Source organism: Pseudomonas sp. MF06569 (assembly GCF_059862735.1).
The window spans coordinates 79,916-99,432 of record NZ_JCBCUZ010000006.1 but is presented as its reverse complement, the minus strand read 5'-3'; the positions used below and the strand labels follow the sequence as shown (position 1 = coordinate 99,432).

The 19,517-nt window shown below is 58.3% G+C and carries 22 protein-coding genes and 1 other RNA gene; 13 read left to right on the top strand and 10 right to left on the bottom strand.

The window, feature by feature from the left end; all coding sequences use genetic code 11:
* The first annotated feature begins 176 nt into the window (after positions 1-176).
* On the top strand, positions 177-653 hold the full coding sequence (locus tag AC19YQ_RS08530; protein WP_019824518.1) for a YMGG-like glycine zipper-containing protein: 477 nt from the start codon (positions 177-179) through the stop codon (positions 651-653).
* Between the two features lie 244 nt (positions 654-897).
* Complete coding sequence (locus AC19YQ_RS08525) at positions 898-1,821, top strand: hypothetical protein (RefSeq protein ID WP_339477059.1); 924 nt, start codon at positions 898-900, stop codon at positions 1,819-1,821.
* A gap of 153 nt (positions 1,822-1,974) precedes the next feature.
* Here AC19YQ_RS08525 and AC19YQ_RS08520 read toward each other — a convergent pair whose 3' ends face one another.
* On the bottom strand, positions 1,975-2,439 hold the full coding sequence (locus tag AC19YQ_RS08520; protein ID WP_019824516.1) for an Lrp/AsnC family transcriptional regulator: 465 nt from the start codon (positions 2,437-2,439) through the stop codon (positions 1,975-1,977).
* 127 nt (positions 2,440-2,566) lie between these two features.
* Here AC19YQ_RS08520 and AC19YQ_RS08515 point away from each other — a divergent pair, with 127 nt between their 5' ends.
* From AC19YQ_RS08515 to AC19YQ_RS08490, 6 genes are all read left to right on the top strand, one after another.
* Positions 2,567-2,905, top strand: a complete 339-nt coding sequence (locus tag AC19YQ_RS08515) for an ACT-like domain-containing protein (protein ID WP_339477056.1) — start codon at positions 2,567-2,569, stop codon at positions 2,903-2,905.
* 101 nt (positions 2,906-3,006) lie between these two features.
* A complete protein-coding gene (gene tfpB / locus AC19YQ_RS08510) occupies positions 3,007-4,773 on the top strand; it encodes a type IV pilus assembly ATPase TfpB (RefSeq protein ID WP_500594926.1) in 1,767 nt (588 codons plus the stop codon).
* 98 nt (positions 4,774-4,871) lie between these two features.
* On the top strand, positions 4,872-5,792 hold the full coding sequence (locus AC19YQ_RS08505; protein ID WP_133079063.1) for an SPFH domain-containing protein: 921 nt from the start codon (positions 4,872-4,874) through the stop codon (positions 5,790-5,792).
* 3 nt (positions 5,793-5,795) lie between these two features.
* Positions 5,796-6,245 (top strand): NfeD family protein, encoded by a 450-nt coding sequence (locus AC19YQ_RS08500; RefSeq protein ID WP_133079064.1) that lies wholly within the window; start codon positions 5,796-5,798, stop codon positions 6,243-6,245.
* 66 nt (positions 6,246-6,311) lie between these two features.
* Positions 6,312-6,626: a DUF2388 domain-containing protein gene (locus AC19YQ_RS08495; RefSeq protein WP_500594925.1), complete on the top strand. Its 315-nt coding sequence runs from the start codon at positions 6,312-6,314 to the stop codon at positions 6,624-6,626.
* A gap of 262 nt (positions 6,627-6,888) precedes the next feature.
* Positions 6,889-8,031, top strand: a complete 1,143-nt coding sequence (locus AC19YQ_RS08490; protein ID WP_339477051.1) for a DegT/DnrJ/EryC1/StrS family aminotransferase — start codon at positions 6,889-6,891, stop codon at positions 8,029-8,031.
* Positions 8,032-8,116: 85 nt separating this feature from the next.
* On the opposite strand, the gene gcvH is transcribed toward AC19YQ_RS08490, so the two are convergent.
* From gcvH to AC19YQ_RS08450, 8 genes are all read right to left on the bottom strand, one after another.
* The gene (gcvH, locus tag AC19YQ_RS08485) at positions 8,117-8,500 is read right to left on the bottom strand and encodes a glycine cleavage system protein GcvH (RefSeq protein WP_019824507.1); all 384 of its coding nucleotides are present in this window, start codon (positions 8,498-8,500) and stop codon (positions 8,117-8,119) included.
* A gap of 62 nt (positions 8,501-8,562) precedes the next feature.
* On the bottom strand, positions 8,563-9,645 hold the full coding sequence (gene gcvT, locus AC19YQ_RS08480) for a glycine cleavage system aminomethyltransferase GcvT (protein ID WP_133079067.1): 1,083 nt from the start codon (positions 9,643-9,645) through the stop codon (positions 8,563-8,565).
* A gap of 153 nt (positions 9,646-9,798) precedes the next feature.
* The gene (locus AC19YQ_RS08475) at positions 9,799-11,415 is read right to left on the bottom strand and encodes an ABC transporter permease (RefSeq protein ID WP_500594924.1); all 1,617 of its coding nucleotides are present in this window, start codon (positions 11,413-11,415) and stop codon (positions 9,799-9,801) included.
* A 148-nt stretch (positions 11,416-11,563) separates the two neighbouring features.
* Positions 11,564-12,565: an extracellular solute-binding protein gene (locus AC19YQ_RS08470; RefSeq protein WP_133079069.1), complete on the bottom strand. Its 1,002-nt coding sequence runs from the start codon at positions 12,563-12,565 to the stop codon at positions 11,564-11,566.
* A 94-nt stretch (positions 12,566-12,659) separates the two neighbouring features.
* Complete coding sequence (locus tag AC19YQ_RS08465; protein WP_500594955.1) at positions 12,660-13,877, bottom strand: 2-octaprenyl-3-methyl-6-methoxy-1,4-benzoquinol hydroxylase; 1,218 nt, start codon at positions 13,875-13,877, stop codon at positions 12,660-12,662.
* An 85-nt stretch (positions 13,878-13,962) separates the two neighbouring features.
* Positions 13,963-15,150, bottom strand: coding sequence for a 2-octaprenyl-6-methoxyphenyl hydroxylase (gene ubiH, locus AC19YQ_RS08460; RefSeq protein ID WP_500594923.1), 1,188 nt, complete (start codon positions 15,148-15,150; stop codon positions 13,963-13,965).
* Positions 15,147-16,469: a Xaa-Pro aminopeptidase gene (gene pepP, locus AC19YQ_RS08455; protein WP_339477046.1), complete on the bottom strand. Its 1,323-nt coding sequence runs from the start codon at positions 16,467-16,469 to the stop codon at positions 15,147-15,149. The genes ubiH and pepP overlap by 4 nt, the downstream gene beginning before the upstream one ends.
* Before the next feature lie 29 nt (positions 16,470-16,498).
* Positions 16,499-17,056: a YecA/YgfB family protein gene (locus tag AC19YQ_RS08450; protein WP_133079073.1), complete on the bottom strand. Its 558-nt coding sequence runs from the start codon at positions 17,054-17,056 to the stop codon at positions 16,499-16,501.
* Positions 17,057-17,178: 122 nt separating this feature from the next.
* Here AC19YQ_RS08450 and AC19YQ_RS08445 point away from each other — a divergent pair, with 122 nt between their 5' ends.
* The 4 genes from AC19YQ_RS08445 (at position 17,179) to AC19YQ_RS08430 (ending at position 18,603) form a co-directional block, all read left to right on the top strand.
* Entirely contained in the window at positions 17,179-17,388 is a 210-nt protein-coding gene (locus tag AC19YQ_RS08445; RefSeq protein WP_019824490.1) for a TIGR02449 family protein, read from the top strand.
* Entirely contained in the window at positions 17,385-17,702 is a 318-nt protein-coding gene (locus AC19YQ_RS08440; protein WP_019824488.1) for a cell division protein ZapA, read from the top strand. Before AC19YQ_RS08445 ends, AC19YQ_RS08440 begins: the two co-directional genes overlap by 4 nt.
* 31 nt (positions 17,703-17,733) lie before the next feature.
* Positions 17,734-17,911, top strand: a non-coding RNA gene (gene ssrS, locus AC19YQ_RS08435) — 6S RNA.
* Between the two features lie 86 nt (positions 17,912-17,997).
* Positions 17,998-18,603: a 5-formyltetrahydrofolate cyclo-ligase gene (locus tag AC19YQ_RS08430; protein ID WP_500594922.1), complete on the top strand. Its 606-nt coding sequence runs from the start codon at positions 17,998-18,000 to the stop codon at positions 18,601-18,603.
* Between the two features lie 42 nt (positions 18,604-18,645).
* Here the strand turns inward: AC19YQ_RS08430 and AC19YQ_RS08425 are convergent, their stop codons facing one another.
* On the bottom strand, positions 18,646-18,795 hold the full coding sequence (locus tag AC19YQ_RS08425; protein WP_019824485.1) for a hypothetical protein: 150 nt from the start codon (positions 18,793-18,795) through the stop codon (positions 18,646-18,648).
* Between the two features lie 194 nt (positions 18,796-18,989).
* Here AC19YQ_RS08425 and AC19YQ_RS08420 point away from each other — a divergent pair, with 194 nt between their 5' ends.
* The gene (locus AC19YQ_RS08420) at positions 18,990-19,439 is read left to right on the top strand and encodes an EVE domain-containing protein (protein ID WP_133079076.1); all 450 of its coding nucleotides are present in this window, start codon (positions 18,990-18,992) and stop codon (positions 19,437-19,439) included.
* Positions 19,440-19,517 lie beyond the last annotated feature (78 nt).

The following is a 19,517-nucleotide window of genomic DNA, read 5'->3' as shown; positions in this document are numbered from 1 at the left end:
TTCCTACGAAATCGGCCTCTCCGAACTAGTAAACAGACCACCAAAAATTCATTAAGTTCCCTAGAAAAAACAACAACTTATAGAATTGTGTACAACTCGTGCTACTCGTCGGATTTCGATTGTCACCCATCACCGACAGCCTCAGGATCGCGCCGTCATCTCTTTGAGGCTCATCTATGAAGCTCACCTCGATTCTCTTGTTGTCCCTTGGCCTGGTCAGTGGCGTAGCCTCGGCCGGTGGCACCACCGAAGCCGGTGTAGGCGGCGCATTAGGCGGGGTTCTTGGCGCCGTGGTTGGCCAACAGCTCGGCGGCTCGACCGGTTCTGCCATTGGTGCAGGCGTGGGTGGCGCGGCAGGCAGTGCCGTAGGTGCCGACAAACGCAGCCGGGGCGAAGCGGCCATTGGCGGCGCACTGGGCGCTGCAGGCGGCAACGTGCTGGGCCGCAGTGTCGGCGGCAGCACCGGTGCTCTGGTCGGCTCAGCCGCTGGCGGTGGTGCTGGTGGCGCGCTGGGTAACTACATGGGCAATAAAAGCGACGCCGAAGATCGTCGCTATCGCGATCGTGACAACCGTCGCTACTACCGCGACGACAACCGCGGCCGTGGCCACGCGTATGGCCATCGCAAAAAGAACAAGCATCGTCATCATTGATTACCCAAAAACGGGAGCCGAAAGGCTCCCGTTTTTATTGGGACCTGGCTCGCCTCGCCAAATTGTTTCAATGCATTACGCCCGCATGTCACAGTGTCAATCATGCAAACTGCATGCACCTGAAATTCAAAAAATTATTAACCCATTGAAAGATATGAAATTACCAACAAGCACCCTGTTGGCATGTCACCTGCAATCTCTTGAATGAACGCTGCACTTCCTACCATTCAGGAGCACAACAACAATGATCGGGACAACTGAGCACTATCCCGCAGCCCTGCAAGACTCCTCTGGCCACTCAGGTGTTTCCTGGGCCGCCATCTTTGCGGGGGCAGCCACCGCTGCCGCGCTGTCTCTGCTGCTGATCATGCTGGGCGCAGGCCTGGGCTTTTCGGCAGTTTCACCGTGGGCCAATGAAGGCGTGGGCGCCAAAGGCCTGGGCATCACCGCCATTGTCTGGCTGGCCGTCACACAAATCATTGCGTCAGGGATGGGGGGCTATCTGGCCGGCCGCTTGCGGGTCAAGTGGGCCAACATGCATGGCGATGAAGTGTACTTTCGGGACACAGCACATGGCTTTCTGGCTTGGGCAGTTGCGACGCTGGTGACCGTAACCCTGATCGCAGGCTCGGTCAGCAGCGTGATTGGCAGCGGTGTTCAAGCTGGGGCCAGCGTGGCTTCAGGTGCCGCTTCGGCCATGAGCAGCGCAGCCGCCAGCCACGCCGATAAAAGTTCGGGCAATAGCTCTGATTACTTTATCGACACCCTGTTTCGCGATGATCGCGGCACAGCTGTCAGCGAAGACGCCGCCCACGGCATCGTCACCCGCATCTTTGTTCGCAGCCTGGGCAACGACGGCCAGTTAAGCGGCGAGGACCGTACCTATCTGGCGCAAATCGTCGCTCAACGGACCAACCTCAGCCAGGCCGAGGCCGAGCAACGGGTCGACCAGGTGTATGCCAAAGCCCACCAGGCGGTTGAAGACGCCAAGGTCAAAGCCAAGGAAGCCGCAGATACCGCAGCAAAAGTCGCCGCCTGGACCACCCTGTGGATGTTTATCAGCCTGCTGCTGGGTGCATTTTTCGCCAGCCTCTGCGCCACGTTTGGCGGCCGCCAACGCGATGCCGTGAGCTACGTGGAGCACACCACCAAGCCGCCTGTTTATTAATCAATCTGGAGAATAAAAATGCGCTCATTACTGCTGTTTTTTCTCGGTATCCCGATCCCGATCATCATTCTGATTGCCCTGTTTGTGCATTGATGCAACAGGTATAAACCCTGAACGGCCTTCTTCATGAAGGCCGTTTTTTTGTGGCCCGGATCAAACCGGCAGACACGTGGTGGATTTGATTTCTGACAACGCCACGATCGAGTTCACCTCTTGAATACCCGGGACCATCGACAGTTTTTCGAAGAAAAAACGCTCGTAGGCTTCGATGTCGGCAGTGACGATGCGCAGCAGAAAATCCACCGACCCCATCAGTACGTAGCACTCCAGCACCTCGGGAAAACCGCGGATCGCGTCGGTGAATTCAGTGAAGTTGGAACGCCCGTGGGCATTGAGTTTGATCTCGGCAAAAATTTGCGTGTTGAGCCCGATTTTCTTGCGATCGAGCAAGGTCACCTGGCCGCGAATGATCCCCTCGTCCTTCATCCGCTGAATACGCCGCCAGCAGGGTGATTGCGAAAGCCCCACCTTTTCGGCGATCTGTGCGCTCGACAGAGAAGCATCCTCTTGCAGCAGCGCCAAAATGCGTCGGTCGTAAGCATCCAGTTCACCCTGCATAAAAATACCTTTAAGCTGTCTAATAGAGACTTGAACAAGTCTATTTATCGTTGATTTAAACCATCTTAGATAAAAAATTTCTCCCACGACGTGTAAATATTTCTCCAGCCTAAACAGGAGCGTTTGCATGTCCCATCTGGAAGTCGTCAACCACTCATCACGCCCCGACGTCTGGGCCAGCAACGCGGCCCCTTGCCCGGTGCGCTATCGCATCCAGGCGGACGCCGATGCTGATGTCTTGTGCCGTGTGCTCAATCTGTTTGCCTTGCAGCAATTGATCCCACAGCAGGTGGAAGTGGTGCGCGATCAGGACATATTGAGCATTGAAATCGAAAGCCATGAGCAGAGCTGGCACCGGGCTCAGGTCATGGGTGAGAAATTGCGCAATCTGATCAGTGTCTTCGACATGGAGCTGCACCCCGTGCAGGCGGCCAAAGCGTCTTTTCTGCAAGTCTCGGGGCAATAGTTCGCAACCATTGGGCACGTGAAGGTGAAAGCAGCGCGACTAGGCTTTGAAGCTCACAGCCAGACAAGGATCCGTCTGAGCTGGTGCCCAAAGGAGCTTTTATGCGCATCCCACCGCCCCAAGACCAATGGCTGGACCTCAACGACCTGTTGACCGCGTTGCTGGCCAAAAACCGTATCCCCCACAGTTGTGCCGAACAGGTATTGATCACCGGGCGAGAAGCGTGCAATGCAGCCTTGCATCCGCTGGTGTTTCTGGCAGGACAACAGCTCTGTGACCCCAGCCGGGGGGGCAAGATCCTGGATCTTGAAACCCTCACCGCCTGGCTCGCCACCCACGCCGAACACCCCTACCTGCGCATTGACCCGCTCAAGATCGATGTCACCACAGTGACAGGGCTGATGTCCTTCGCCTTCGCCCAGCGTCATGGAATCCTCGCGGTGGCTGCCGATGATTCGAGCATCACCATCGCCAGCTGCCAGCCCTGGGTCAGCAGTTGGGAGGCTGATTTGCACCCGTTGCTCAAGCGTCCTATCAAACGGGTCATTGCAAACCCCCTCGAAATCCAGCGCCTGAGCACGGAGTTTTTCCAACTGGCCAAATCGGTCACCGGCGCCGCACTCAACGATCAGAAAACCAGCCCCCAGACCAACCTCGAACAATTGCTGACCTTGGGTACAGGCGCCCGCGAGCCGGATGCCAACGACGCGCACATTGTGAATATCGTCGACTGGTTGTTTCAGTACGCCTTTGAGCAACGTGCCAGCGATATCCACATTGAACCCCGGCGGGAACAAGGCTGTGTGCGCTTTCGCATCGATGGAGTGCTGCATAACGTCTACCAGTTCCCGCCGCAGGTGACCGTGGCTGTCGTCAGTCGCCTCAAGAGCCTGGGCCGGATGAATGTCGCCGAAAAACGCAAACCTCAGGACGGTCGAATAAAAACCAGGCCCCCGGGCGCCGCTGAAGTTGAGCTGAGACTTGCCACCCTGCCCACCGCGTTTGGCGAAAAAATGGTGATGCGTATTTTTGATCCGCAGGTACTGCTCAAAGATTTCGACCAGTTGGGCCTGTGCCCCGAAGACCTGCAACGCTGGCAACCAATGACCCGCCAGCCCAACGGCATTATTTTGATCACCGGCCCTACCGGTTCGGGTAAAACCAGCACCCTGTATGCAACGCTCAAACAACTGGCCACTCCAGAAATCAACCTGTGCACTCTCGAAGACCCCATCGAGATGATTGAACCGGCCTTTAATCAAATGCAGGTTCAACCCAACATCGACCTGAACTTCGCCAACGGCGTACGTGCATTGATGCGCCAGGATCCGGACATCATCATGCTCGGTGAAATACGTGACCTGGAGACCGCGCAGATGGCCATTCAGGCTGCGCTGACCGGACATCTGGTGCTTTCTACCCTGCATACCAATGACGCGCCCAGCGCGATCAGCCGCCTGCAGGAACTGGGAGTAGCGGCCTATTTGATAAAAGCCACGCTGCTGGGGGTCATGGCCCAGCGTCTGGTCAGAACGCTGTGCCCTGACTGCAGGGCCGAGCAGCCATTGGATCCGGGCGACTGGCAGGACTTTGCCCCGGCCTGGTCCGACTCACCGCCCACCTGCACCTGGCGGGCCACTGGCTGCGCACAGTGTCGGGACACCGGATACAGCGGGCGAGTCGGCATTTACGAAATCATGGTGATGAGCGAAAAGCTCAAGTCGCTGATTGGCCCCGACACCGACCTCAACGCCATGCGTCGCCAGGCCTGCGCACAAGGCATGATCAGCCTGAGGCTGGCCGCCGCTCAAAAAGTCGCCGCTGGAACAACCTCAATGCCAGAAGCAATTCGAGTTACCCCCGCGTAGTTGAATTGTTTTGACTAAAATCTAATCAGTTACGCGAATTTTTTGATCGTTACACTCCTCGTTCGTTTGATTCTTACACCTCAAAACAAGGAATGGTTATGCAAGCGGGTACTGTGATCCTGTTATTTGTCGCCTTGGCTATCGCCATGCTCTTCATGGGCTTCAAGGTGGTACCGCAAGGATATCAATGGACGGTGGAGCGCTTTGGCCGCTACACCAACACCCTGAAGCCGGGCCTGAACATCATCATTCCGGTGATGGACCGCATCGGGCGCAAGATCAACGTGATGGAAAGCGTGCTGGACATCCCGCCACAAGAAGTGATCACCGCCGATAACGCCACCGTACAAATCGATGCCGTGTGTTTTTTCCAGGTCGTCAACACGGCTCAGGCCGCGTATGAGGTCAACAACCTCGAACACGCCATTCGCAACCTGCTGCAAACCAACATCCGTACCGTATTGGGTTCGATGGAGCTGGATGCCATGCTCAGCCAGCGTGACGGCATCAATGAAAAGCTGCTGCGCACCGTTGATGAAGCAACAGCGCCCTGGGGCATCAAGATCACCCGCATCGAGATCAAGGACATCAGCCCGCCGGCCGACCTGATGGCCGCCATGTCCGGGCAGATGAAAGCCGAACGTATCAAGCGAGCACAAATCCTTGAGGCTGAAGGGCTGAGAGCCGCAGCAATCCTGACTGCCGAAGGCAAAAAACAGGCACAGATCCTCGAAGCAGAAGGTGGTCGTCAGGCTGCGTTTCTCGAGTCAGAAGCCCGAGAGCGCCAGGCCGAAGCTGAAGCACGGGCCACCCAGGTGGTATCCGAAGCCATTGCCTCGGGCAACGTGCAGGCGATCAACTACTTTGTTGCGCAAAAATATATCGATGCCCTGGGCAAGCTGGCTTCTGCCAACAACAGCAAAGTCATCCTCATGCCGCTGGAGGCCAGCCAGGTCATCGGCGCAGTGGGCGGTATCGGCGAAATCGTCAAAGCCACCTTTGATACCAAGAAGGTCTGATTCATGTGGGAGTTTCTGCAACACCTGAACTACTGGGACTGGCTGGCGCTGGGCACGGCGCTGTTGATCCTGGAGGTTTTTGGCGCCGGTGGTTATCTGCTGTGGACAGGTATTGCCGGCATCATCGTCGGGGCTTTGACCTTTCTGGTCCCCGAGCTGCCCTGGACCCTGCAACTTCCATTGTTTGGAGTGCTGGCAATCCTCACGGCGGTGTACTGGTGGCGGCGACAGCGCGGCAAGGTCGAGAGTGGCGACCAACCAAACCTGAATCGTCGCGGCCATGAGCTGATCGGCCGTACCTTCATCGTTCAACAGGCGATTGTGGAGGGCCGGGGTAAAATCAAGGTCGGCGACAGCGTCTGGATGGCCGTAGGGCCTGACGCTGCGGTGGGTACACCCGTGCGTGTTACCGCTCAGAATGGAACAGTATTAAGCGTAGAAATTGTACCGTGACGTTACGGAACTCCTGAGCGCAATTTGCAATCAAACCTCGTAGCTAATCTATTCGGAGTCACCGTCATGCGCCTCAAATATGCTGTAGCCGCTATCGCCTTGCTGTCTCTTCCTGTTGGGTCTGCAATGGCCGACAGCTTCTGGCGTAATGTGCTGTCTTCCGGTGCAACCACCGGCTCCACCTACCTGACCTTCAAAAAAGACCGCAAAGTCATCGCCGCTCAGGATGACGCGGGCAGCTTTGTTGCCAGCAAAGGTTCGATTCGTGGCCCGTACCTGGAATCAGCCATGCAACAAGTGCGTGCTGATAACCCGAACATGAAAGCCAGCGACATGGACCTGGCCAACGCAATCCTGGTTAAAAACGCTACAGCGGAATAACTGCCTTCCCACTTTGGAGGCAACTTCCATCTGAGACCGGGCTTGCTCGCGATGCTGGCGACTTGGTTTGCCTGCATCAACCCGATGTGATGCTATCGCGAGCCAGCCCCTCCCACCGTTTAACTCAACACACATCTCTCCCTGTGATTCAGCCGCCATACAGAATTTTCACCGGATGTGAGCGATCCTCCGGGTATGATCTTGAGCGCTATGCTATTGCTTTTGGTCACCCAAACTCACTCACATCGGACGTCACGCCTCTATGAGCTCGCTGCCTTTCCTGCCGTTTTCCAAACCCACCATTGATGAAGCCACCATTGCTGCCGTGGGCGACGTATTGCGCTCGGGCTGGATCACCAGCGGGCCCAAGGTCCAGGCGTTCGAAGCACAACTGTCCGAGTACTTTGGCGGGCGCCCGGTGCGTACGTTCAACTCCGGCACCTGCACCATGGAAATCGCGTTGCGCATTGCGGGCATCGGGGCGGGCGATGAAGTCATCACCACGCCTATTTCATGGGTAGCCACCGCGAACGTGATTATCGAAGTCGGCGCGACGCCGGTATTTGCCGATATCGACCCGGTGACACGCAACATCGACCTGGCCAAGCTCGAAGCGGCCATCACCCCGCGTACCAAGGCAATCATTCCGGTTTATCTGTCAGGCTTGCCAGTGGACATGGATGCGCTCTACGCGATCGCCAAAAAGCACAACCTGCGCGTAGTGGAAGATGCGGCACAAGCCCTGGGCTCAAGCTGGCAAGGCGAGCGCATTGGCGCACGGGGCGATTTTGTATCGTTCAGTTTTCAGGCCAACAAGAACATCACCTCATCCGAGGGCGGGTGTCTGGTGCTGAACAATGAAGAAGAAGCGCGACTGGCCGAGAAATACCGTCTGCAGGGCGTGACTCGCACGGGTTTCGACGGGCTGGATGTGGATGTGCTGGGTGGCAAGTTCAACATGACCGACATCGCGGCTGCGATTGGTCTGGGCCAGTTTGCCCATATCGAAACCATCACCGCCCATCGTCGGGAGTTGGCCAAGCATTATTTCGACTGTTTCGGGCCTGAGTTCGAAGCTCAGTACGGCGCACAACTGCCGGTAGCAGACTTCAACAACACCAACTGGCATCTGTTCCAGCTTGTGCTGCCTGAGCGCAAGGACGGCCAGCCTGCACGTGCGACCTTCATGAAAGAGATGCAAGCCTTGGGTGTGGGCATCGGTTACCACTACCCGCCCATTCACTTGCTGAGCCTGTACCGTGCACAGGGCTTCAAAGAAGGGATGTTCCCGATTGCCGAACGTGTCGGGCGCCTGATTGTGTCGTTACCGATGTTTACGGCAATGACCAAGGCCGATGTGGAGCGTTCGGTGGCGGCGGTGAAAGCAGTTTTAAGCGTCGCCTGACTCAACCTGTAGTCGTTGCCGCAGGCTGCGAGCTTTTGATTCCAAACAAAGCTCGCAGCCTTCGGCAGCGACTACACATTTGAGCTTATTCGCCGATTGCGGCTTTATAGCCCGCAGCATCCAGCAGTTTTTCCAGCTCGGCGGTGTTGCTTGGCTTGAGCTTGAAAATCCAGCTGGTGTACGGGTCGCTGTTCAACGACTCAGGGCTGTCCGCCAGTGCTTCGTTGACGGCAATCACTTCGCCAGAGACCGGCGAGTAGATGTCGGAAGCAGCTTTAACCGACTCAACAACACCCGCTGTATCGCCTGCGGCGAACACTTTGCCGACTTCGGCCAGCTCAACAAACACCACGTCCCCCAAGGCTTCCTGAGCATGATCGCTGATGCCTACGGTAACCGTGCCATCCGCTTCCAGGCGGGCCCACTCGTGACTTTCAGCAAAGCGCAACTCAGCAGGGATCAGGCTCATATTCAGTGTCCTCAAGAATAAATGTAGGCGGCGCACACAAGGTGCTTTCTCGCCAGTAAACGTTAGATCAGGGCTTTGCCCTGACGAACAAAAGTCGGTTTTACTACTCGAACCGGGTACCACTTACCACGAATTTCAACCTCGGCACGGTCGGCCGTTGCCATCGGAACTCGCGCCAGGGCGATCGATTTGCTTAGCGTAGGGGAGAAGCTACCACTGGTGATCTCCCCTTCGCCAACATTGGCGATGCGAACCACTTGATGAGCGCGCAAAACGCCCCGCTCTTCAAGTACCAGCCCCACCAGTTTGAGCTGAACGCCCCCGGCCTTTTCGGCTTCGAGCGCTTCGCGTCCCACGAACTTGCGCGAGGCAGGCTCCCAGGCAATGGTCCAGGCCATATTGGCGCAAAGGGGGGAAACAGACAGATGGATATCCTGCCCGTAGAGGTTCATGCCGGCTTCAAGACGCAAGGTATCCCGAGCGCCCAGGCCAATCGGTGAAATGCCTGCACCCACCAGATCGTTGAAAAAGGCCGGGGCCTGGTCGGCCGGGAGGACGATTTCGAGGCCATCTTCACCGGTGTACCCGGTACGAGCGATAAACCAGTCGCCGCTGCTCTGCCCTTCAAAGGGCTTGAGTTGCTGGATCAACTGGCCACGCGCCTGACTCACCAGTTCGGCCACTTTCTGTCGCGCATGGGGCCCTTGAATGGCCAGCAGGGCCAGTTCCGGGCGTTCCAACAGCTGCACGTCATAGCCCTGACGCTGAGCTTCCATCCAGGCCAGATCCTGATCCCGGGTGGCGGCATTGACGATAAGCCGATAACCCGTGGGCATCAGGTAGACAATCATGTCGTCGACCACGCCGCCCTGCTCATTGAGCATGGCGCTGTACAAGGCACGGCCAGGTGTATTCAGACGCTCGACATCATTGGCCAGCAAATGCTGGAGCCACGCCTTGGCCTGAGACCCGGCGATGTCGATCACGGTCATATGCGAGACATCAAAAACCCCACAGTCGCGGCGCACCTCATGGTGTTCTTCAACTTGTGAGCCGTAATGCAAAGGCATATCCCAACCGCCAAAATCGACCATTTTCGCGCCCAGGGCGAGATGCAGGTCATACAGAGGCGTACGCTGTCCCATGGGTTTCTCCTTCCGGGCTTGGCGAGGGTGCGGACAGGCTGCGGAGCATTTCAAGCCTAAAAAAAGGCTTTCTTACACTACGCAGAAACCTGATCTGACAGACAGACCGCACCGAATGCCGCGCATTGTAGCCGCATGAAGGAGGACTGGCACCTAACCGATTCGATGTGCCGAGCGTCGAATCAGTCCGATGACCGGTAACAATCCGACCAGGACCAGCGTCAGGGCGGGCAACGAAGCCCTCGCCCATTCGCCTTCGCTCGTCATCTCGAAGATCCGCACAGCCAGCGTGTCCCAGCCGAACGGGCGCATGAGCAAGGTAGCCGGCATTTCCTTGAGCACATCGACAAACACCAGCAGCGCAGCGCTCAAGGTGCCGGGCAGCAGCAACGGCAGATACACCTTGAAAAACAGTCGTGGCCCACCGACCCCCAAACTGCGAGAGGCCTCCGGCAAGGAAGGACGAATGCGCGCCAGGCTGTTTTCCAGCGGGCCATAAGCCACGGCGATAAACCGCACCAGATATGCCAGCAGCAGGGCCGACAGGCTGCCCAGCAACAGGGGCTTGCCCGCCCCGCCCAACCAGCCCGACACCGGAATCACCAGCTCTCGGTCCAGATAGCTGAACGCCAACATGATCGACACCGCCAGCACCGAGCCCGGCAGGGCATAACCCAGGTTCGCAAGGCTGACCCCGGCACGAATGACCGCCGTGGGTGCCTGACGCCGGGCAAACGCGAGCACCAAGGCCACGCTCACGGTGATCAGTGCCGCCATGCTGCCCAGATAGAGGGTGTGCAGGATCAATCCGGCGTAGCGCTCATCCAGGTCGAATCGGCCGCGCTGCCGGAACCACACGGCCAGTTGCAGCATCGGAATGACGAAAGCACAGGCAAATACCAGCAAGCACCAGCCACTGGCCAGCCACGCTTTGGGACCGCTCAGGTGATACAAGGCACTGACCCGGGGGCGTTCGTTGCTGGCGCGGCTTGCCCCACGGGCGCGTCGTTCGCCGTAGAGCACCACCATGACCACCAGCAGTAGCAAACTGGCCAACTGCGCTGCCGTAGACAGGCTGAAGAACCCGTACCAGGTTTTGTAGATCGCGGTCGTGAAGGTGTCGAAATTGAACACCGATACTGCGCCAAAATCGGCCAGGGTTTCCATCAGCGCCAGTGCTACACCCGCACCGATCGCCGGACGCGCCATGGGTAACGCAACGCGCCAGAATGCCTGCCACGGGCTTTGGCCCAGCACTCTGGCAGCTTCCATCAGGCCTTTGCCCTGGGCCAGAAAGGCCGTGCGCGCCAGCAGATAAACGTAGGGGTAGAACACCAGGATCAGCACGATGATCACCCCACCGGTGGAGCGCACCCGTGGCAACCTCAGGCCCATGCCAAACCACTCACGCAGCAGGGTTTGCACGGGGCCTGCGAAATCCAGCAAGCCGACAAAGACAAACGCCAGTACATAAGCCGGAATCGCAAAGGGCAACATCAGCGCCCAGTCCAGCCATCGCCTGCCGGGGAACTCACACAGGCTGGTCAACCAGGCCAGGCTGACACCCAGCAGCGTGACCCCGACACCCACGCCAACGATCAGGGTCAGGGTGTTGCCCAGCAGACGCGGCATCTGCGTATCCCACATGTGGCTCCAGATCTGGGTATCAATGCTTTGCCAGGACAGCAGCAAAACGCTCAGCGGCAACAGCACCAGAGCGGCAATGACAAAAACCAGCGGATACCAGCGACGTTGAGCAGGATGGGCCACGAAGAACTCTCGGAAGGTGGTCAGGACGAGGTAAAAAACAAATGTGGGAGCGGGCTTGCTCGCGATGCAAACACCGCAGTTTCCAATGAAACCCCGGCGATGCTATCGCGAGCAAGCCCGCTCCCACAGGTATTGCTTCAGATTTTGATCAGTTCCAGCCCGCGCGATCCATCATGCGGATGGCTTCAGCCTGGCGCTTGCCTGCCACTTCTACTGGCAGTGCGTCGGCCTTGAACTTGCCCCAGCTGGCCACTTCGGCAGAAGGCTCAACGCTTGGGTTGGCCGGGAATTCCTGGTTAACACCTGCAAAAATGACCTGAGCTTCAGGGGTGGTCATCCACTCCACCAATGCCTTGGCGGCCTCAGGGTGCGGCGCGTACTTGGTCAGGCCAATGCCCGACAGGTTGACGTGAACACCACGGTCCGCCTGATTCGGCCAGAACAGTTTCACCGCCAGATCCGGCTTCTGCTTGTGCAAACGGCCGTAGTAGTAGGTATTGACGATGCCCACGTCACATTGCCCGGCGTTGATTGCCTCAAGCAGTGCAGTGTCGTCAGAGAACACGTCCGTGGACAGGTTGCTCACCCAACCCTTGAGAATTTTTTCGGTTTTTTCAGCACCGTGCGCTTCGATCATGGTGGCCGTCAGCGACTGGTTGTAAACCTTCTTGGCGGTGCGCAAGCACAGGCGGCCTTCCCAGTTCTTGTCAGCCAGGGCCTCGTAGGTCGACAGTTCTTCAGGTTTAACCCGGTCGGTCGAATAGACGATGGTCCGTGCGCGCAGGCTCAGGCCGGTCCACTCATGGGAAGAGGAGCGGTATTGCGGTGGAATGTTCTTGTCGATCACTTCGGACGTGAACGGCTGCAAAATGCCCATTTGCTCGGCTTGCCACAGGTTGCCGGCGTCCACGGTCAGCAACAGGTCGGCGGTGGCATTCTGGCCTTCTGCCTTGATGCGCTGCATCAACGGCGCTTCCTTGTCGGTGATGAACTTGACCTTTACCCCGGTCTTGGCGGTGTAGGCATCAAATACCGGTTTGATCAGCTCGTCGATACGCGAGGAGTAAACCACCACCTCTTCGGCAGCAGAAACGCTGCTCGCAAAAACGGTTAGGGCCAGGGCAGTCAGTAGACGCTTGCGTGCCAACATGATGGGCGGTCTCTCTTGATGCGAATCGGGCGTAAATGGTAGTGAATCACATTTCCCATCTCAACCTAACTCGCCCCGGAGGAGTTACCAGATGTTACGGCTTGGCCAACGGCGGCAGGTCGCCACTCAGGCCCAGTGCCTGACGCACAAACAAGGCCTTGGCCTCGGGCATTTTATTGACCCATTTCAAACCGGTGTTGCGCAGCAATCGTGCCGTCAGCGAGTCAGCCTGGAACAACCGCTCAAAACCCTCCATGGCGGCCATCAACGCCAGGTTATGCGGCATGCGCCGACGCTCAAAACGGCTCAGCACGCGCACATCCGCCAGACGCTCGCCGCGATCCACCGCGTGCAGCAGCACATGTGCCAGCACCGCCGCATCCAGAAACCCCAGATTCACGCCCTGCCCGGCCAGCGGGTGGATGGTGTGTGCCGCATCACCGATCAGTGCCAGGCCTTCAGCGACATAGCGTTTGGCGTGACGCTGACGCAGCGGCACGCACACCCGCGGATCAGCGCTCAGCACACTGCCCAGACGGCCTTCAAAAGCCAGCTCCAGCTCGCGGCAGAAGGCGCCATCGTCCAGCGTCATCAAGTACTCGGCCTGTTCAGGCGTGGTCGACCAGACAATCGAACACCAGTCCTGCTGACCCTCGCGCTCCAATGGCAGGAATGCCAGCGGGCCATTGTCGGTAAAACGCTGCCAGGCGGTCTGCTGATGGGGTTCTGAGCAACGCACGCTGGTGACGATGGCATGATGCTGATAATTCCACTCGCGGGTCTCACAGCCGGTCAGGCGGCGTACAGCCGAGTTGGCGCCATCAGCGGCAATCACCAACGGCGCACGCAAGGTACGGCCATCGGCCAGGGTCAGCAGCCAGTCGTCGCCAGAGCGGCGCATCTGTTCCAGGCGCGCATTGGCCAGCATTTCGATGCAGGAGTCCTGCAAGCACTCAAGCAGCGCATCCTGCACCACACGGTTTTCAACGATATGACCCAGCACGTCGGCATGAACGCTGGTCGCCGAGAAGTGGATCTGCCCCGTGCCGCTGCCATCCCATACCTGCATGTGGGCATACGGGCTGACGCGACGCCGGGTGATGCCCTCCCACGCGCCCAGGCGCTGCAAAATGCGCTGGCTGGCAGCCGACAGGGCACTAACCCGCGGCTCGAACGGAGCCTGGGCGGCAAAGGGTTTGACACTCAGCGGGCTGCCATCGAGCAGCAGGATTTTCAGCCCGCTGTCTTTGAGCGCCAGCGCCAGTGCGCTTCCGACCATTCCGGCCCCGACAATCAGCAGATCTGCACGCATTTCCATGCTTTAAGCCTGTCTCGCTAGCGGCGTACGCCGCACCTGAAAAAATGGATCGACATGGGGCGTGCTCGCCCCGCCGACATCAACTGTCTGCGCGGGTGCCCAGGCCCATCGCTTGACGGGCGAACCAGCGTTTTGCCGGTGGCACCAGATCAAGGCCGAGCAGGCCAAGGTTGCGACCAAACGAAACCAGGGGCTGCTCACTGCCAAACACCCGCGTCACCTTGTCCGAAAAACCGATGGTCAGTTGCTGGTCAAGTTTTTGAGCCTGTTGATAACTCAGCAGCGTAGCGAAATCACCGGGCTTTTTATCACTGCCCAGCAAGGCATCGGCCAGGGCCTGGGCATCACGCAGGGACAAGTTGAAACCCTGGCCGGCTATCGGATGCAGGCTGTGGGCCGCATTGCCCAATACCGCCAGATGCGGACGTACCTGCTCTTGCGCTTCAATCAGTGTCAGCGGGTACAGATGTCGGGCGCCCACCTGTTTGAGCGTCCCCAGACGATAGCCAAACACCCCCTGCAACTCGCTGAGAAAACTGCGCTCATCCAGTGCAGCCAGACGCTGGGCGTCCATCCCCAAACGGGTCCATACCAGCGCACAACGGTTGTCAGGCAACGGCAGCAAGGCCATCGGCCCTTCGTCGGTGAAACGCTCGAACGCCATCCCGCCGTGGGGCTGGCTCGGGGTGATATTGGCGATCAGGGCACTTTGGTTATAAGGCTGCTGGCGCACATGGATGCCCAACTGCTCACGCAAGCCCGAACGCCCGCCATCGGCCAGGACTGCGAGATCGCACTCCAGGGTGGTCTCGTCGTTGAGGGTCAGGCGATAGCCGTCTTCCAGCGGTTGCATGTGGATAACTTCAGCCGGGCAACGCCAGCTGATCACATCCGGATCCAGACTTTTCCACAGGCACTGGCCCAGCCAGGCGTTCTCGACCACATAACCCAGCGCCGGAACCCCTTCTTCGCTGGCCGACAACCGTGCCGTAGAGAAACGCCCCCGATCGGACACGTGAATGTCCTTGATCGGTTCGCCACGCTCGGCAATCGACTGCCACAGGCCCAGACGCTCATAGATGATTCGAGCGCCATAGCTGAGCGCCGAAGAGCGGGCGTCATAGCTGGGCTGATAGGTGTTGCCGGGGGCGAACGGCTCGATCAAAACGATCTTCCAGCCCCGTGCCTTGGCACCGGCTTGCAAGGCCAGCGCCAGGCTCGCGCCCACCAGGCCGCCGCCAATGATTACCAGATTCACGCGACTCATGCCGCACCCGCCATGAGCGCTTCGATAGCGGCGACGGTTTTTGGCACATCGCCGGTCAGGATTTCACAGCCATGCCTGGTGACCACTACGTCGTCCTCGATCCGCACGCCAATGCCCCGCCATTTTTTCGCGACATTGAGGTTGTTAGGGCTGATGTAGATGCCAGGCTCCACAGTCAGGGTCATGCCGACTTCCAGCACGCGCCACTCACCGCCCACCTTGTATTCACCCACGTCGTGCACATCGAGCCCCAGCCAGTGGCCAGCGCGGTGCATGTAAAACGGTTTGTAGGCTTCACTGGCGATCAGTGCCTGCACGTCGCCCTGCAACAGGCCCAGCTCCACCAGCCCGGCGGTAATCACCTGGACGGTTGCTTCATGGGCCTGATTCCAGTGTTTGTCGGGGGCAATCTGGGTAAATGCCGCTTCTTGTGCAGCCAGCACCAGTTCATAGATCGCTTTTTGTTCCGGTGAAAAACGGCCATTCACCGGGAACGTACGGCTGATATCGCTGGCGTAGCAGTCAATTTCGCAGCCAGCATCAATCAGCACCAGGTCGCCGCTTTTAAGCAGTGCGTCATTCTCCTGGTAATGCAGGATGCAGCTGTTATCACCCGAGGCGACGATCGAACCATAGGCTGGCATTTTGGCCCCGCTTTTACGGAATTCGTAATCCAGTTCGGCCTCAAGGCTGTACTCATGCAAACCGGCGCGGCTGGCCTGCATGGCCCGCACATGGGCGCGAGCCGAAATCTGCGCCGCGTGGCGCATGACCTTGAGTTCTGCTGCCGATTTATACAGGCGCATGTCATGCAGCAGATGATCCAGAGCAACGAATTCGTTCGGCGGCTGGGCACCGAGGTTCGCCTTGGAGCGAATCCCGTTGATCCACTCCATCAGGTTGCGGTCGAATTCGGGATTACCGCCCATCGCCGAGTAGACCCGATCGCGGCCTTCAATCAACCCCGGCAGGATGTCGTCGATATCGGTAATCGGGAACGCGTCGTCGGCACCGAAGTCGCGGATAGCGCCTTCTTGCCCGGCCCGCAAACCGTCCCACAATTCACGCTCGGCATTGCGCTCGCGGCAAAACAGCACGTACTCGCCGTGTACCCGGCCCGGGATCAACACGATCACGGCCGCAGGCTCGGGAAAGCCGCTCAGGTACTGAAAGTTGCTGTCTTGACGGTAAACATGTTCGACATCGCGATTGCGAATGGCCACCGCCGCAGCGGGCAGAATCGCAATACTGTTGGGCTCCATCTGCGCCATGAGTGCCTTGCGGCGACGTGCGTATTCCGTTTTCGGGATATGGATCATGGGCAGACGGGTTCCCTCTCGACGATCAATCAGTGCAGCGAAGGTTTGGCTGGCGCAGGTTCAGCGGTTTTTTTGGTTTCGGTGAACAGCAGCAGCGGTGCGACACGCAGGTATTCCATCACTTCCATGTAGTCGCTTTCGCCGTCTTCGGACTCTTCAAGTGCATCCTGCACCTGGGCGATGGCTGCCAGGTCGCGCAGTACTTCATTGGCTTCATCGCTCAGCGAGTAGGCGCGGCGGGTCAGGCCGAAACCGGACAGGAAACCCTGGCACCACTGGCCCAACGCTGCAGCGCGCTCAGGCAATGGCGCGTCATCGGTCGGCAGCAACAGCACAACAGTCATGTCATCGCTGGTCAGTTCACCCTTGACCATCTCTTGCAATCCGATCAAGGCATTGCGTACGTTGTCTTGCGGCTCGCCTGCCAACAGCTCGCTGGCTTCAACCAACCAGCCTTCGGCATCAAAGCCGGCGCCCGCGCAGCTGCGGCCCAGCAAGTGGCCGTGCAGTTCAGCAGGCGAAACGGAGTGGCCGCTGGCAGTCAGCAGGGTTACAAAGGCTTGATACGGGGAATTCTGAATAGGCATGGTCAGCTAGGCGCCAAGCGGCGCTATGTCTAGAATGGAGGGCTTGTATCCTAGCATTGGCAGACGTGCCAGACCATCGAGGCGTCAGTCCCCATCCATCAGAAAACACACAGTAGGACACAATGGAAGACACCGACCTGCATGCACTGATGGCTAGACTCGAACTGCTGATTAGCCGAGTCGAGCAACTTAACCGCCAAAACGCACTCTTAATTGCTCAGGAAAAGACTTGGCGCGAGGAACGCGCGCACCTCATTGAAAAAAACGAAATCGCCCGACACAAGGTGGAATCGATGATTTCGCGCCTCAAAGCCCTGGAGCAAGACTCATGAGTTCAAGCAGTAGCGTCACCGTGCATATCCTCGATAAAGAATATTCGATCATGTGCCCCCAGGAAGAGCGGAGCAATCTGGTGAGCGCTGCCCGTTATCTGGATGGGAAAATGCGCGAAATCCGCAGCAGCGGCAAAGTCATCGGCGCCGACCGTATCGCCGTGATGGCTGCTCTGAATATCACCCACGATCTGCTGCACAAGCAGGAAGTCGCCGAAGTTCAAACCAGCAGCTCCACCCGTGAGCAAGTGCGCGACTTGCTGGAGCGCGTTGATCTGGTGCTGGCCACTGATCCGAACGAACGTCAAAGCTGATTCAAAACGTTACTTTGGGGTATACTCGCGCCACTCCCTGGAGTATTCGCCAGTTAGCGATGTCCCTGAGCCGATTCGCACTACCCTGGAGCTTGCACGTTGGGCCGGTGTGCATGTCCGCTAGACGGAAAGCCTTAAGGTCTACTGCAACTTCCACCTTGAACTTTCGGGTTCAAGGGCCAAGCCGACAGCGGTACGTCGGGGAGCCTGATTTCCTAGCGCAATGTCAGCCACCTGCTGGCATTGGCTTCCACGAGCCACCCTGTGGTGAACTCGTCCTTGAACAGCACGCCAAATGAACGAACCTGCGACGCCTACCCGCCCGCAACTTCGCCGAATGCTGCGCAAAGCCCGCCGCGACCTGTCGCCCTGCGCGCAACGCCAGGCCGCCCGCGGCCTGTACCGGCAACTGGCACAACACCCGCTGTTTCGCCGCGCCAAACACATTTCCCTTTATCTGCCCACCGACGGTGAAATTGATCCGCGCCTGCTGCTGCGCGAAGCCCAGCGTCGGGGCAAGATCACCTACCTGCCGGTCCTCAGCGCCTGGCCAAGAACCAAGATGGTCTTCCAGCGGGTTGCTCCCGGCGAGAAGCTGATCCCCAACCGTTTTCGGATTCTCGAACCGCGAATCAACCGTGTACGCCAACGCAAGGTCTGGGCTCTGGACCTGGTGCTGCTGCCATTGGTGGGATTTGATGCAACGGGGGGGCGACTGGGCATGGGCGGCGGCTTTTATGACCGCAGCCTGGCATATCAGGCAAGACGCCAAAGCTGGCGCAAGCCGACGCTATTGGGGCTGGCCCACGAGTGTCAGAAAGTCGAATCTCTGGCCCAGGCCAGTTGGGATGTCCCTTTGCAGGGCACCGTCTCGGACAGTCATTGGTACGTCGCCCACTGACAACCAGGGCATCACCGTTCAAGTGATGCCTTCGATCAGGTTTTAGCGTTTGAAGGGTTGTACTTGCTGTTGTGTCAGCTCAATCGGCTCGTCAATCGAGTTTGACCAGAGACTTTGCGCATAGCCCGTTGTAACCACACCCAAACCGAACAAAATAACCAGCATCCACAGTAAATCCGGTTTGCGTTTCATCGATTGCCCTCCTTCAGGCAAATCAACACGATGACAGCAACGGTTTTTGTTATAGGCCGTGCAGCAGCGTCAAGCTTCAAAGCCGGGCATTCTGCGGCAACACGAACACACACGCAAACTCTGGCGTCAACCGACTGTCGGTTTATCAAAATGTTGCCAGACAAAATAACCACAGCATGTTTCTGGAGTAGAAAATGGCCTATTGGTTGATGAAATCCGAGCCTGACGAGTTCTCGATCAAAGACTTGCACACGCTCGGTGAAGCGCGCTGGGATGGCGTGCGCAACTATCAGGCGCGCAACTTTATGCGAGCCATGGCAGTTGGCGACCTGTTCTTCTTTTATCACTCCAGCTGCCCCGAGCCGGGTATTGCCGGGATTGGTCGCATTGTCGAAGCAGCCTACCCCGACCCGACCGCCCTCGACCCTGAAAGCCATTACTTCGATCCCAAGGCCAGCGCCGAAAAAAATCCGTGGAGCGCGCTGCAGGTAGCCCACGAGCAGACCTTCCCCAAAGTGATCAAGCTCGATTACCTCAAACAACAAACGGCCCTGGCCGAAATGCCGCTGGTACAAAAAGGCAGCCGCCTTTCAGTGATGCCCGTTACAGATGATCAATGGGCTGCGGTGATGGGGTTGTTGTAAACACCTGAGACCTGTGGGAGCGGGCTTGCTCGCGATGGCATCACCGCGGTGGTACTGGCAGACCGCGCCGCCTGCATC

Coding starts and splice junctions, on each gene's coding strand:
- AC19YQ_RS08445 (WP_019824490.1), top strand. CDS start 17,179: ATGGAAGACACCGACCTGCATGCACTGATGGCTAGACTCGAACTGCTG.
- ubiH (WP_500594923.1), bottom strand. CDS start 15,150: ATGAGTCGCGTGAATCTGGTAATCATTGGCGGCGGCCTGGTGGGCGCG.
- AC19YQ_RS08490 (WP_339477051.1), top strand. CDS start 6,889: ATGAGCTCGCTGCCTTTCCTGCCGTTTTCCAAACCCACCATTGATGAA.
- AC19YQ_RS08425 (WP_019824485.1), bottom strand. CDS start 18,795: ATGAAACGCAAACCGGATTTACTGTGGATGCTGGTTATTTTGTTCGGT.
- AC19YQ_RS08500 (WP_133079064.1), top strand. CDS start 5,796: ATGTGGGAGTTTCTGCAACACCTGAACTACTGGGACTGGCTGGCGCTG.
- AC19YQ_RS08450 (WP_133079073.1), bottom strand. CDS start 17,056: ATGCCTATTCAGAATTCCCCGTATCAAGCCTTTGTAACCCTGCTGACT.
- AC19YQ_RS08530 (WP_019824518.1), top strand. CDS start 177: ATGAAGCTCACCTCGATTCTCTTGTTGTCCCTTGGCCTGGTCAGTGGC.
- AC19YQ_RS08465 (WP_500594955.1), bottom strand. CDS start 13,877: ATGCGTGCAGATCTGCTGATTGTCGGGGCCGGAATGGTCGGAAGCGCA.
- gcvT (WP_133079067.1), bottom strand. CDS start 9,645: ATGGGACAGCGTACGCCTCTGTATGACCTGCATCTCGCCCTGGGCGCG.
- pepP (WP_339477046.1), bottom strand. CDS start 16,469: ATGATCCATATCCCGAAAACGGAATACGCACGTCGCCGCAAGGCACTC.
- AC19YQ_RS08520 (WP_019824516.1), bottom strand. CDS start 2,439: ATGCAGGGTGAACTGGATGCTTACGACCGACGCATTTTGGCGCTGCTG.
- AC19YQ_RS08515 (WP_339477056.1), top strand. CDS start 2,567: ATGTCCCATCTGGAAGTCGTCAACCACTCATCACGCCCCGACGTCTGG.
- AC19YQ_RS08525 (WP_339477059.1), top strand. CDS start 898: ATGATCGGGACAACTGAGCACTATCCCGCAGCCCTGCAAGACTCCTCT.
- AC19YQ_RS08505 (WP_133079063.1), top strand. CDS start 4,872: ATGCAAGCGGGTACTGTGATCCTGTTATTTGTCGCCTTGGCTATCGCC.
- AC19YQ_RS08495 (WP_500594925.1), top strand. CDS start 6,312: ATGCGCCTCAAATATGCTGTAGCCGCTATCGCCTTGCTGTCTCTTCCT.
- AC19YQ_RS08420 (WP_133079076.1), top strand. CDS start 18,990: ATGGCCTATTGGTTGATGAAATCCGAGCCTGACGAGTTCTCGATCAAA.
- AC19YQ_RS08440 (WP_019824488.1), top strand. CDS start 17,385: ATGAGTTCAAGCAGTAGCGTCACCGTGCATATCCTCGATAAAGAATAT.
- AC19YQ_RS08430 (WP_500594922.1), top strand. CDS start 17,998: ATGAACGAACCTGCGACGCCTACCCGCCCGCAACTTCGCCGAATGCTG.
- tfpB (WP_500594926.1), top strand. CDS start 3,007: ATGCGCATCCCACCGCCCCAAGACCAATGGCTGGACCTCAACGACCTG.
- AC19YQ_RS08470 (WP_133079069.1), bottom strand. CDS start 12,565: ATGTTGGCACGCAAGCGTCTACTGACTGCCCTGGCCCTAACCGTTTTT.
- gcvH (WP_019824507.1), bottom strand. CDS start 8,500: ATGAGCCTGATCCCTGCTGAGTTGCGCTTTGCTGAAAGTCACGAGTGG.